Raw genomic sequence first — 12,722 nt, 5'->3', positions numbered from 1 at the left:
CCTCCAAGGCCTTATTCGAGCGCCGCCGCGCCGCTTACGATCTCCAGCAACTCCTTCGTGATACCTTCCTGCCGTGCCCGGTTCATCTTCAGTGTAAACGTGTCGATCATTTCCGCCGAACTCTTCGTCGCACCGTCCATGGCAGTCATACGCGCGCTGTGCTCGCCGGCCTTTGACTCAAGTATGGCGTGAAAAACAACTGTTTCCACGTATTTCGGAAGCAGGTCGTAAAGCACGGCTTCCGCTGAAGGTTCAAAGATGTACAGCGGCTGCGGACCCTTTTTACTTTCTTCGCCGGCCGCTCCTTCTTCCGCCGCGGGCGGCTCGACCGGCAGCACTTTTACCACCGTGGGCTGCTGAACAAGGATGTTAACAAACTTCGAATAAATCACATAAACCGCGTCATACTCGCCGCTCGCGTACTTATCGATGGCATCCTTCACAATCAGCCGGGCATTCGCGAACTTTATGTCATCGCCTAAGCCGACGAACTCACCTTGCATCGGTATCCGGCGGAAACGGAAGAAGTTCCTTGCCTTGCGCCCTACAGCAATGATATCCGCGCCGGGGTGCGCGCTGGATTCACGCATCGTCGCGCGCAGGACATTGCTGTTGAAACCGCCGCAAAGCCCTCTGTCTGCGGTAATTACGATATAACAGACCTTTTTGGGTTCGCGCACTGCTAAAAGCGGGTGTCTTACATCACCTGCCGCCTTGGACAGGCGCCCCAAAACCTCATGAATCTGCCGGGCATAAGGGCGCGCCGCCGTAACCGCTACTTGCGCCTTCGCCATTCTGGCAGTCGCTACAGCCTTCATCGCTTTACATATCTTCTGGGTGCTCTGGAGGCTTTTTATGCGCCGCCTGTAATCACGTAAGGATGGCATTACCTCACCTCCACGCTACGCCAGTCCGTACTGCATCTTAAAGCCTTTTTTGAAATCATCGATTGCGCTCTTGAGTTTCCCTTCCGTATCGGGCTTAATTTCCATATCGGTCTTAATCGCCTGCAGCACCGCAGCTCCCTGAGCGCGCATATATTTCAACAACTCCGCTTCGAACTCCTGAACCTTATCGGCAGGAAGATCGTCAAGGTGACCCCGGACGCCGGAATAGATCGATACGACCTGTTCCTCCATCGGCATCGGGACGTACTGTCCCTGTTTCAAGAGCTCGACCAGACGCTCGCCGCGGGTAAGCCGCGCCAGTGTCGCCTTATCAAGGTCAGAACCGAACTGGGCAAAAGCCGCCAGTTCCCGGTACTGAGCGAGTTCGAGCCGCAACTGGCCCGCAACCTGCCGCATCGCCTTCCGCTGCGCCTTACCGCCGACTCGTGATACCGAAAGACCCACGTTGACGGCGGGACGCACACCGGCGTAGAAAAGGTCGGGCTCAAGAATGATCTGTCCGTCTGTAATGGAGATAACGTTCGTCGGGATATAGGCCGAAACGTCACCCTGCTGGGTCTCGATGACCGGCAATGCCGTCATCGAACCGCCGCCGTAATCCGGGTGCAGTTTCGCGGCCCTTTCCAGAAGCCGTGAGTGCAGGTTGAAGACGTCACCCGGGTACGCCTCGCGTCCCGGCGGGCGTCTCAAGAGAAGTGACAGCTCGCGATAAGCCGCCGCCTGCTTCGAAAGGTCGTCGTAAACGATCAGGACCTCTTTCCCCTGATCCACGAACTCCTCGCCGAGGGCCGCGCCGGCAAACGGAGCGATATACAAAAGCGGTGAAGGATCGGAGGCCGACGCCGCAACCACGATGGTATGATCCATCGCACCGTACTCCTGGAACTTCTGAATCACGTTGGCCACCGTCGAAGACTTCTGGCCGACCGCTACGTAGATGCAAATACAATTCTGTCCTTTTTGGTTGATGATGGCGTCCACCGCAATGGCGGTCTTACCGGTTTGCCTGTCACCCAGGATTAACTCCCGCTGACCGCGGCCGATCGGAATCATACCGTCGACGGCTTTGATGCCGGTCTGCAGCGGTGTGTCCACCGGCGCCCGGAAAATAACACCGAACGCGATCTTTTCAATCGGGCGGAACTTATCCGAATTAATGGGCCCCTTACCGTCAAGCGGCACACCGACAGGGTTAATGACCCGTCCGAGCAATGCGTCGCCGACCGGAACAGAGGCGATACGACCGGTCCTTTTGACCACATCCCCTTCTTTGATGTGCGTGTACGGCCCGAGGATAACGCAACCGATGTTGTCTTCTTCCAGATTCAGCGCCATCCCGAGCGTGCCGCCGGGGAATTCAAGCAGTTCGGCGTACATACAATCTTCCAGTCCGTAAACCCGCGCCACGCCGTCACCGATGTATATAACGGTGCCTACATCCGTGACCTCGACCTGCACCTCATATTTTTCAATCTGCTGGCGGATTATCGAACTGATTTCTTCCGGTCTAAGTTTCATTTCCCTCTGTCACCCCTATCCAACTCGAATTTCGCGCACCTGTTCCTTCAGGCGCTGAAGCTGTCGCGCTACACTGGAATCTATCACCCGGTTACCGATACGGACTACAAGGCCGCCAAGGATTTCCGGTTCCACCTGATAACCCACCTTGACATCCTTGCCGGTCACTTTGCCGAGAGCCTTGACCAGCTCATCCTTGTCGGCCGACTGCACTTCCACCGCCGAGGTGATCTCAACCTCGACGACGTTCCGCGTCTCGTTAACCAACCTGGTATATTCTCCGACGACGTCCTTCAAAAATATTTCCCGCCGGGCATCCATAATCACATTGATAAAGTTCAACGTGTACGGTTCCACCTCGGCGCCGAAGACCTCTTTAACGATGTCCTTTTTAACGCTTGTCGGAACCTGGGGATGAAAGACCACCCTTCGGAGATCCTGCGAGGCATCCAAGGTATCCATGATATCGCTCAGTTCCTGTTCGATCTTATCCAACAGGTTCTCTTTTTGCGCGATCTCGAATAACGCACGCGAGTATCGTTCAGCAACCGCACCTTTTAACATGGCAGGCTCTTCACCTCGCTAATAGCGTCCTTAACGAGCTTATGCTGCGCATCGATATTCAACCCGTCCCTGATCACCTTGCTGGCGACAAGAACCGCCAAGCTCGCTACCTGATCCTTCAGCTCGGCCATAACCTTATCTTTCTCCCTCTCGATGTCCGCCATAGCTCCCTCTTTCAGGCGGGTCGCCTCCTGCTTTGCCGCTTCGATGATAGCCTGGGCTTGTTCTTCACTCGCTTTAGTGGCCTTTTCCACGATCTTCTGAGCTTCTTCGCGTATACGGCGCATTTCAGCTTCGACTTCCGTCTTGATCTTTTCTGCATCAGCCCGCTGTTTTTCCGCCTGTTCTATGTTAGAAGCCACATATTTCTGCCGGTCTTCCAAAACCTTTAATATTGGCTTGTAAGCTACCAGCCGAAGAAGGACTAACAAGAGGAGGAAGTGAAAAATTTGAGCGACTATCGTCCCGTTAATCTCTATCACCGGGGTTTTTCCCTCCTTCCGCAAAAGGGTACGGTAGCAGGTTTTAGCCTTATAAGACTAAAACCTGCCCCCTAAAGATTATTAATAAAAGCAATACCGATAAAAGTCGAAAAGCGACTCCTTCGTTTCGGACCAGGGCCCAAAACCGTTCTTACCCACCGATCTTACCCATGAGCATGAACGCGATAACCACGGCGATAATCGGAATGGACTCGATCATACCTATACCCACAAACATAATGGTCATGAGCTGACCGCGTAACTCAGGCTGACGGGCTGTTCCTGCCAGGCACTGACCGGTGGCGATACCGTCGCCGATGGCAGCGCCCAGAGCACCCAGACCAGCAGCAAGAGCCATGCCTAAAGCTGCACCAGCACCAACCTCCATCACTATCCCTCCTTTCCGCAAAATTTGTGTTTCGTTTAATGCTCTTCGCTTACCACCATAGAAATGTAAGCGATACTTAACGCTGTGAACAAGAATGCCTGGATGCAGGAAACGAATATCCCGAAACAAAGCCAGATCACCGAGGCCAAAAATCCGCCGAAATATTCCGCCGAACCGGTGATAAGACCCAGCAACGCGCAAACCATAACGTGGTCGCCTTTTAAATTGCCGAAAAGTCGGAACGACAGCGTAATCGGTTTTGCGAAGTCTTCCACGATCGGCAGAATCGGTATCGGCATGAAATAATGCTTAAACATCTTAAGACCTCTGTATCTAAGCCCCCAAATATAGATCAAGGAGAAGGTAATCAACGCCAAACCCAGCGTGGTATTAATGTCAGTCGTCGGCGCTACCAATGTCGGTATCAAACCCTGCAGGTTGCATACCAAAATGAATATAAAATAGGTCAGGATGAGCGGGTAAAGACCTTGTCCTTTCTTTCTGCCCATGCTGTCAAAAAGCTGTGCTCCGAGAAAATCAAAGATCAACTCGATCATGCAAGACAGCTTGCTGGGACGCCGCACGTTGCATCCTCTGGCCGCACTGAGTAAGAGCAGCAACGTCAACGCCATTGCCAACCAGGTGTAGTAAATGGTACCGAGATTAAACGCGACCTCATAACCGGCGATGTTAAAGTGCTCCGCCTCTATCGGAAAACCCCAGAAATTAAGAGCTCCCTCGGTATGGTGCAGGTCAAAGTGTTCGCCGCAACCCGAAGTAATAAAGACTATTAACGCCATAACCGATCCAAGCAGGAAAACCCTTTTAAATCGCTTCATTCCCATCAAATTTTCACTCACCCCCTTCCTTGATCAACTAAATAACAAAGAAGCCCTCACGCATCGACCTGAAGACGGCCTAATACGAGGGCTCTTATCGCCTCGACGATACTGAATGCCGGAACCAACAACAGGCCTCCCATTACCGCCGGAAGGATGAACCAGCCTGTTTTTGAAGCAAAATACAATGTAGTGATTATTAAAACCCAGCGGGTAGCCGTACCCATCTGGATAAAGGATTTTGCCCGGTGTTCCCCGTACGGCAGAAGCTGCAGCATCCGCCGCATCCGCAGGCTCAGAAAAAATCCGTTGATGATACTGATACCGAGACCCAGGGTAAAACTCGCTATCAGTGTATTATGCGGCTGATATAAAAGCATAACCATCAAAACCACAAGAACCCACACAGCCTCACGGATAACACGGCCGGCAAACCGCTCGAACTCTCCCGACAACGCCACCTAACCCATCACTCCGGTAACTAGTTATTTTTCTTCGTCTTTTAGGGAAAAACGCCCCATTATATTTATAATCCCGTAAACACCGGCCCCAACCCCTACCAGCAGACCTACAATGGTCATCCATGGTATCTCCGATTGGAACCGCTTGTCTAACTTGTCCCCGATCCACCAGCCCAGAACAACAGACACTGCGAACTGCACACTAATGCTTGAGGTGAGGGCGAATACCTGCATCACGCGTCCCCACCCGTTCTTGCTGGCCACGATGGCGTTTTTCCTCCGTTTTTTCTCTTTTACTTGTTCCTTAAATTACAATTCCAGACTCTTTTACTCCCTTTTCTACCCAAAATAAGCTTATCCAATGCAGTATATTTTCTACGTTACCAAAAATATTCCTGCCGGAAAATACATTTTCGTCTGCGGTTTTGAAAATTTTTTTTCGCAAGGTTCACTTTAAAATATCTTGTGACCTTAGGAACGTACCGGCGGGCTGAATTCCACCGGTCGCGGGCCCAGTCCGAAAAAACACCTGAGCCCTTCTTCGATCCTCGCCGCCGCCCGCCCGTCACCGTACGGGTTAACCGCTTCCGCCATCCGTTTGTAGAAAGTGCTGTCGTTTAGAAGTCTTTCCACCGCTGCAAACACCCTGCTCTCTTCTGTTCCGACAAGCATCACCGTGCCTGCATCCACGGCTTCGGGCCTTTCCGTAACGTCGCGCAATACGAGTACCGGTTTTCCGAGCGCAGGCGCCTCCTCCTGCAATCCTCCAGAGTCCGTGAGCACAAGAAAGCTCTTCGACATCAGGTTGGCGAAATCGCCGTAAGGCAGCGGCTCTGTGAGATGCACCCGCGGACAATCCGCGAACTCCTTCGCCGCCGCCTGCGAAACGACCGGGTTGCGATGAACCGGAAAAACCACGGTAATATCGTCATGGTTCATGACCACGCGTTTGAGCGCCCTGTACACGCCGGCCAGAGGTTCGCCCCAGTTTTCCCGGCGGTGGGTGGTGACAAGGATGACGCGCCGCCCGCTGTTTACCGCGGTTTCCAATGCCCCGTCCCCGAAACGATAGTCCGGCCGCACCACCTGGAAAAGAGCGTCGATGACGGTATTCCCCGTAACAAATATGCCGCCCGCGTCGACGCCTTCGTTCAGAAGCGCGGACCGCGCCCGCGCCGTCGGCGCAAAATTGACATCCGACAGCACCGCCGTGAGGTGCCGGTTAATTTCCTCGGGGAAAGGCGCGTATTTCTCACCGGTACGCAGTCCGGCCTCGACGTGCCCTACCGGAATCTTAAGGTAAAAAGCGGCCAGTGCCGCGGTGAAGGTGGTGGTCGTGTCCCCGTGGACCAGGACGACGTCCGGACGCACCTCCCGCAGAACCCGCTCAAGGCCGTTGAGCGCGCGGACCGTCACCCCGAAGAGAGTCTGGCCTTCCTGCATGATGTTCAGATCGTACCGCGGGACGATCCCGAACAGCGCAAGCACCTGGTCGAGCATCTCGCGGTGCTGCGCCGTAACGGCGACCACCGCCTGAAAGGCATCCGCCCTCTCCAACGCCTGTATGACGGGTGCCATCTTAATGGCTTCGGGCCTGGTGCCGAAAACAACGAGAACCTTTTTGGGGGAGACGTTCATGAGGAAAGGTATCCTTTATCAACCAGCTTTTGTACGTGCTGTTCTAGCGCCACGTCGATATTAATCCCGTAGTGCTCCTCCAGGACAAACATCATTGACACCGCCGTCTGGGCGACATCGAGGAGTTCCCTTGTCACCTTTTCCATCACTGTCCGTGTATCCTCGTAACACGCCTCGCCGGAAAGCCCCCTCAGCTTACCGATCGCCTGCGCAAGTTCCCCGGCCTCTTCCATCAGCTTGAGCGCCGTCGATTCGAGGGTGGGCGAAAGCCTGTTCAGCCTCGGCAGTGATATAACCTTGTGTTTAACCGTCACCGTTCTCGCCCCCTTCCGGAAATCCCGGTCGCCCCTGAACCCTGTCCGCCGCGGCAAACCGTCGCCGGATTCGCAGGATCCGCCCCGAACCCCCCGGCGCCGTCTTCCGCTGAACTCCGGTTTTCCCGGGATTAGGGGGCGGGTGCAGCACCCGCCAGGGCTCTCCGGTGAACCGTTCCAATATCACACCCGCCTCCGCCAGTATGGATTCCGCAAGCTTGTCCGGGTAGTTACCGCCGAAAACAACCCGCCTGATTCCGGCCTGAACGAGCATCTTGGCGCAGAGAACGCAGGGCTGGTGCGTGCAGTAAAGGGCCGCACCGCCTATGCTGACGCCGTATACCGACGCCTGCACCAGCGCGTTTTGCTCCGCATGAAGGCCGCGGCATAGTTCGTGCCGCTCACCTGACTTGATCCCCTGTTTCTCCCGCAGGCACCCCGTATCGAGACAGTGCTTCAGTCCCGAAGGCGCGCCGTTGTAACCTGTGGCCAGGATGCGGTGCTCTTTCACGATAACCGCCCCTACCTTACGGCGCAAACAGGTTGAGCGGCTGGAAACGACGCTCGCGACCGCCATGAAGTAGACATCCCAGTCTGGGCGCATCTTATCCCTCGTAAAGGGGGTATTTTTTACAGAGTTCCGCCGTCATTCCGCGGGCCTTGGTTATGTATGCGTCGTCATCCCGGTGATCCAGTGCGAGGTGAATAATCTCGGCTATCCGCAGCATTTCCTCCGTGCCCATTCCCCGCGTGGTCATGGCCGGAGTGCCCAGACGGATGCCGCTTGTTACCCGGGGGGGCTGGGTATCGAAAGGAACCGCGTTCTTGTTCACCGTAATGTTAACGCCGTCGAGCAACTGCTCCGCGACGACACCGGTCAAATCTTTATTGCGCAGGTCCACCAGTATTAAATGATTGTCCGTCCCGCCGGAAACCAGGTCGAAACCGTAATCTGCCAGAGCCGCGGCCAGGACGCGGGCGTTTTCCACCACCCGCCGCTGATACTCCTTGAATTCCGGCCGCAGGGCCTCCCCGAAAGCGACCGCCTTGGCTGCGATGACGTGCATCAGCGGCCCGCCCTGTGTACCCGGAAAGACCGCCTTATCGATCATCGCGCCGTACCTCTCCCGGGCGAGTATTATCCCGCCGCGCGGCCCGCGGAGGGTTTTGTGGGTCGTAGAGGTGACCACGTCCGAGTAAGGGACGGGACTCTGATGCAGACCCGCCGCCACCAGGCCGGCGATATGAGCCATATCCACAATGAGGTAGGCGCCCACCTCCTGCGCCGCCTCCTGCATTCGCTTGAAGTCGATTTCACGAGGGTAGGCGCTGGCTCCGGCCATGATAAGCCGGGGGCGGTGTTCCCGCGCGACCTTCACTACCTCGTCATAGTTTATGCGGCCGGTTTCCTTTTCCACCCCGTAGGGTACGAAACGGAAGTACGTGCCGGATAGATTCACCGGACTTCCGTGGGTAAGGTGCCCGCCGTGCGCCAGGTTCATGCCCATTATGGTGTCCCCCGGCTTCAGCAGGGCGAAGTATACCGCGATATTCGCCTGTGTCCCGGAGTGCGGCTGGACGTTTGCGTACTCCGCCTTAAAAAGCTCACGCACCCGTTCCGATGCCAGACGTTCCGCAATGTCGACGTACTCGCAGCCGCCGTAGTAACGCCTTCCGGGGTAACCCTCGGCATATTTATTGGTAAGAACGGATCCCTGGGCTTCCATGACCGCGCTGCTGGTGAAGTTTTCAGAGGCGATCAGCTCAATCTTGTTCTGCTGGCGTGAACGTTCAAGTTCCACAGCGCGGAATACTTCAGGGTCAACCTCGGCGAGGCGCCGCATCGAGCTCAACTTTTGCCCTCCCCTTTTAAACCCTAATCCGGACAAGCCGGAACCAAAATATTAATTTTTCTTGTCATTCATCGTAGATCTTGGTTCAAAGCGCCGCTCAATTGCGGTTATCTTGTCCACCCGTCCGGCGTGACGCCCTCCGGCAAAATCCGCGTTCAGCCAGGCCCGGACGATGTCCAGCGCCAGGCCCGGGCCCACAACCCGCTCTCCGAGTGTGAGAACATTTGCGTCGTTGTGTTCACGCGCCATCCGCGCCGAAAACGTGTCGTGGCACAGCGCCGCCCGGATCCCCGGCACCTTGTTGGCGGCGATGGAAACACCGATGCCGGTGCCGCACACGAGGATTCCGAACGTGAATTCCCCGCGGGCCACAGCCTCGGCGACAGTCGACGCCACGTCGGGATAGTCGCAGGAATCCGTGGAAAAGGCGCCGAAGTCATAAAATTCCGCGTTTTGATTCCGTAAAAAATTGAGGATCTCCTGTTTGAGTCTGAAACCACCGTGGTCGGAACCGACAGCAACCCGCAAAACAAGACCCCCTATTTCAGATGCCGGATGCAGGACATCAGACGCCATCCCAAGAGCATTCTACAGAAGTCCGCCCGTTTCCTATAAGGATGCTGAACTTTTTCCCCTGTTGCCGGAAAGACGTTGCAAAACTCCGTGTTTTACGGTTTTGAGTCATTTTCGCACTCCGCCTGGAAGCGGTTCAGCGCCAACCGGCAGAGCCGGCGTATTTCTTCGGCGTATTGACGGTAAAAGAAAAGCGGTTTGCCGATAGGATCCGGTATATCGCCGCCAAAACCGGCATATTCGGCGAGAGTGTATATCTTCTGTTGTTCTTCCGGCGCCATTTCCACAACGGCTTTTTTATGATGCGCGGTCATCGTCAGTATAAGATCGGCCTCACGCACCATTTCGGGGGTTAAATAACGGGCCTTGTGACCGGTCAGGTCTATTCCCCACTCCGCCAGGGCTTCCACGGCCTCATAAGAAGCCGGGGCGCCCGACAAAGCATAAACGCCGGCTGACGCAACCTCAACGTCCTTTGCCCCTTCGGCGGAAAGCAGGTTCCTGCAGACGCCTTCCGCCATGCTCGACCGGCAAGTGTTTCCAGTACAGACAAACAATATCCGCGGCATCTTCTCACCCCCCGTCCAGCACCAAGAAGTTTTCCCCGGTAAAAACAATAAGGTTCTTTCAGCAGAGCACTACTTAACCGTATAACGTAATTGTTTTCCCGCTAAGTGCCGGCTCAACGTAACAGGCTAAACCCGACGCCGAATAGAATGAGGCCGCCCGCAAACTGCGCACGCCGGCCCACGAGGACGGAAATTACCCGTCCGAGACCTAACCCCAGCGCGGTCATCAACCCGGCGACTATCCCGATCGTTCCTACAACGGTAAAGGGCTCAAAACGGTAAACACCCAGGGTGAAACCAACGCTCAAGGCGTCCATGCTGACACTGACACCGACAGCGACAAGGCCCGGTATCCCCGGGCGTAGTGCACGCGCCCTACGCTGGGCGCCGCTACGCACCGCGGTGTAAATCATCCTTCCGCCAAGGAAGAAAAGCAAGGCTGCTCCAATCATTCCCGCCAGGCGCCCGAGGTATTCTCCCAGCGCCTCACCCACCCACCATCCGATAAGCGGCATTACAACGTGAAAAGCCGCAATGGTGGCTATCAATAAATACCCGCGTCTTCGGCTTATCCCTGCAAGCCCGATCCCCAGACAGACGGAAAAAGCGTCTATCCCCAGGGCTGCCGCGAGCAGTATCACCGTGAAGAAACTCATGACCCGCCCTCCGCCCGGACCACCTGCGACGCGAACTCATGCAGCCGCTGCCGGACCGCCGCCCCCATTTCCCCCGCAACCCCTTCGACCAGGATGACGTCTGCGTTTTCCAGCTGCCTGAGCGCCGCGTAAAGGGCCGCAGCCACCGACCGGCTGTCGGTTGAAGAACCGCACGCCGCAACCACACCCGGGTAAAGCCCGACGCGTTCTTCCCGGGCCAGGACGGCGACATCATTCCCATCCGCCGTAAAAGAAGCGTGGAGGCGCACAATTGCATCCGTAACGCTTCCCGGCGTTCCTTCCACCAGAATAAGCCGGGCGCGTGACAGAGAGGTCGGCTTCTGTTCCTTGCGCAGGAATTCCTCCTGCAGGGACATGCCGCAAACGGCCGCGATTTCCCCGACGCTGACCGCCCCGTGCCTCAATATCTTGGGGACGTCCCCCGACACATCCAGGATCGTCGATTCAATTCCGACAAACGTGGGACCACCGTCGACCACCGCATCGATCTTTCCGGCCATGTCCGCCATTACATGCGCCGCGGTGGTGGGGCTCGGTCTACCGGAAGCGTTGGCGCTCGGCGCGACCACGGGAACACCCGCCGCACGGATGATGCCCAGGGCCACCGGGTGTGCCGGAACGCGCACGGCAATCGTTTCAAGCCCCCCGGTCACCATCCGGGGCAATCTTCCCGCCCCCCTGAAGACCAGCGTAAGCGGTCCGGGCCAAAAGGCTTCCATAAGCCCCGCAGCAAGCGCCGTAACCTCCCCGACGTATGCGGTCACATCCTCCGGCGCGGCCAGATGAAGGATTAACGGGTTATCAGCCGGCCGTCCTTTTGCGGCGAAAAGAGCCCGGACCGCGGCCTCGTCGAGGGCGTTCACCCCTATCCCGTATACCGTTTCCGTAGGAAAGGCCACCAGTCGGCCCCGGGCGATCAATGCCCCGGCCTTGGAGAGCACCACGTTATCGGGGCGGCTGCCGTCAACCCGCCAGACAGTTGTTTCAGGCATAACGCTTTAAAACCGTCACCTTTTTTCAATGTAGTATATCACAGCGTCTTAATAACCCAGGACAGTTTTGCCTCCCGGAAGCATGAAATTCCGCGGGTCAAACCCTGCGCCGCGCCACCACCAGACGTTCCCGTCCGGCCAGGTCCGGTTTAATGACCGCTTCCCACGCCGCGGAATTCAAGAGTTCAAGCGCCGCCTTCCCCTGCCCGGGGCCGATTTCCATCAGGAGGTAACCGCCGGGCTTCACAAGCTTCTCCGCCTGGGGAACCAGCCGGCGGTACAGGTCTAATCCGTCGGAGCCCCCGTCAAGAGCGGACCTCGGTTCATGCCGCACCTCCTCCGGCAGTCCCGCCAATTCCCCGGCGGGAACATACGGGAGGTTGGCCGTGACCAGGTCAAAAGAATACGCTCCGGCCAGAAACGGCGCCAACAAGTCGCCCCGGTAAAAGGCTACCCTGTCGGCCACCCCGTGCCGCGCGGCGTTGCCCTTAGCCACCGCCTCAACCCCCGGCCCGATATCAGACGCCAGGACAAGCGTACCCGGCACCAGAACGGCAAGGCTGACCGCCACGGCGCCGCTCCCGGTACCCACATCGACCGATACGGGCGATTCAATTCCCTGAAGCAGGGTGCAGGCCGTTTCCACCATGATTTCGGTTTCGGGCCTCGGGATCAGGACCGCCGCGGATACGTTGAAGGTTAATCCCATGAACTCCTTCTCACCGGTGATATAAGCGATCGGTTCATGCGCGGCCCGCCTCCGGACAAACGACGTAAAAGCCACCGCCTCTTCCCGAGTGACGCGGTGGCCCGGTTCCCGATAAAACAACGTTTTTTCGCAGCGAAGAGCCGCCGCCAGAAGCACCTCGGCGTCGAGGCGCGGGGATTCGATACCGGCCGTTATAAGCTCTGCGGTCCCTTTTTTCAGCATTTCCTGTAACTGCAT

16 protein-coding genes and 1 pseudogene are annotated in these 12,722 nt (G+C 56.7%); all 17 read right to left on the bottom strand.

From position 1 onward, the window contains the following. Positions 1-11: 11 nt before the first annotated feature. The 17 genes and pseudogenes from atpG to prmC all read right to left on the bottom strand — a co-directional run bounded on the left by atpG (position 12) and on the right by prmC (position 12,722). Complete coding sequence (gene atpG / locus AB1500_08165; protein ID MEW6183135.1) at positions 12-887, bottom strand: ATP synthase F1 subunit gamma; 876 nt, start codon at positions 885-887, stop codon at positions 12-14. A 15-nt stretch (positions 888-902) separates the two neighbouring features. Beyond that, positions 903-2,426: a F0F1 ATP synthase subunit alpha gene (atpA, locus tag AB1500_08160; protein ID MEW6183134.1), complete on the bottom strand. Its 1,524-nt coding sequence runs from the start codon at positions 2,424-2,426 to the stop codon at positions 903-905. 15 nt (positions 2,427-2,441) lie between these two features. Beyond that, positions 2,442-2,990 (bottom strand): F0F1 ATP synthase subunit delta, encoded by a 549-nt coding sequence (locus tag AB1500_08155; GenBank protein ID MEW6183133.1) that lies wholly within the window; start codon positions 2,988-2,990, stop codon positions 2,442-2,444. Further along, positions 2,984-3,472, bottom strand: coding sequence for a F0F1 ATP synthase subunit B (gene atpF, locus AB1500_08150; GenBank protein ID MEW6183132.1), 489 nt, complete (start codon positions 3,470-3,472; stop codon positions 2,984-2,986). Before atpF ends, AB1500_08155 begins: the two co-directional genes overlap by 7 nt. A 151-nt stretch (positions 3,473-3,623) precedes the next feature. Then, positions 3,624-3,860, bottom strand: coding sequence for a F0F1 ATP synthase subunit C (gene atpE / locus AB1500_08145; protein MEW6183131.1), 237 nt, complete (start codon positions 3,858-3,860; stop codon positions 3,624-3,626). A gap of 35 nt (positions 3,861-3,895) precedes the next feature. After that, the gene (gene atpB / locus AB1500_08140; GenBank protein ID MEW6183130.1) at positions 3,896-4,705 is read right to left on the bottom strand and encodes a F0F1 ATP synthase subunit A; all 810 of its coding nucleotides are present in this window, start codon (positions 4,703-4,705) and stop codon (positions 3,896-3,898) included. A 50-nt stretch (positions 4,706-4,755) separates the two neighbouring features. After that, entirely contained in the window at positions 4,756-5,160 is a 405-nt protein-coding gene (locus tag AB1500_08135) for an ATP synthase subunit I (protein MEW6183129.1), read from the bottom strand. A 24-nt stretch (positions 5,161-5,184) separates the two neighbouring features. Beyond that, positions 5,185-5,424, bottom strand: a complete 240-nt coding sequence (locus AB1500_08130; protein MEW6183128.1) for an AtpZ/AtpI family protein — start codon at positions 5,422-5,424, stop codon at positions 5,185-5,187. Positions 5,425-5,631: 207 nt separating this feature from the next. Then, positions 5,632-6,798, bottom strand: a complete 1,167-nt coding sequence (wecB, locus tag AB1500_08125; GenBank protein MEW6183127.1) for a UDP-N-acetylglucosamine 2-epimerase (non-hydrolyzing) — start codon at positions 6,796-6,798, stop codon at positions 5,632-5,634. Then, on the bottom strand, positions 6,795-7,112 hold the full coding sequence (locus AB1500_08120; GenBank protein ID MEW6183126.1) for a MazG-like family protein: 318 nt from the start codon (positions 7,110-7,112) through the stop codon (positions 6,795-6,797). Before AB1500_08120 ends, wecB begins: the two co-directional genes overlap by 4 nt. Before the next feature lie 169 nt (positions 7,113-7,281). After that, positions 7,282-7,716, bottom strand: a pseudogene (locus AB1500_08115) (cytidine/deoxycytidylate deaminase family protein). A 1-nt stretch (position 7,717) separates the two neighbouring features. Continuing rightward, positions 7,718-8,965, bottom strand: coding sequence for a serine hydroxymethyltransferase (gene glyA / locus AB1500_08110; protein ID MEW6183125.1), 1,248 nt, complete (start codon positions 8,963-8,965; stop codon positions 7,718-7,720). Positions 8,966-9,016: 51 nt separating this feature from the next. Next, positions 9,017-9,493: a ribose 5-phosphate isomerase B gene (gene rpiB, locus AB1500_08105; GenBank protein ID MEW6183124.1), complete on the bottom strand. Its 477-nt coding sequence runs from the start codon at positions 9,491-9,493 to the stop codon at positions 9,017-9,019. Between the two features lie 140 nt (positions 9,494-9,633). Then, entirely contained in the window at positions 9,634-10,107 is a 474-nt protein-coding gene (locus AB1500_08100) for a low molecular weight protein arginine phosphatase (GenBank protein MEW6183123.1), read from the bottom strand. A 113-nt stretch (positions 10,108-10,220) separates the two neighbouring features. Beyond that, on the bottom strand, positions 10,221-10,763 hold the full coding sequence (locus tag AB1500_08095; GenBank protein MEW6183122.1) for a manganese efflux pump MntP family protein: 543 nt from the start codon (positions 10,761-10,763) through the stop codon (positions 10,221-10,223). Beyond that, the gene (locus AB1500_08090; GenBank protein ID MEW6183121.1) at positions 10,760-11,776 is read right to left on the bottom strand and encodes an L-threonylcarbamoyladenylate synthase; all 1,017 of its coding nucleotides are present in this window, start codon (positions 11,774-11,776) and stop codon (positions 10,760-10,762) included. Before AB1500_08090 ends, AB1500_08095 begins: the two co-directional genes overlap by 4 nt. A gap of 97 nt (positions 11,777-11,873) precedes the next feature. Then, positions 11,874-12,722 carry a peptide chain release factor N(5)-glutamine methyltransferase gene (gene prmC / locus AB1500_08085; GenBank protein ID MEW6183120.1) on the bottom strand — a complete coding sequence of 283 codons (849 nt, stop codon included), beginning with the start codon at positions 12,720-12,722 and terminating at the stop codon, positions 11,874-11,876.

It is taken from the genome of Bacillota bacterium, from assembly GCA_040755295.1.
In the GTDB taxonomy this organism is placed as follows: Bacteria; Bacillota; Desulfotomaculia; order Desulfotomaculales; family Ammonificaceae; genus SURF-55.
Note: the sequence above shows the minus strand (reverse complement) of the source record. Positions and strands in the feature narration are given on the sequence as shown.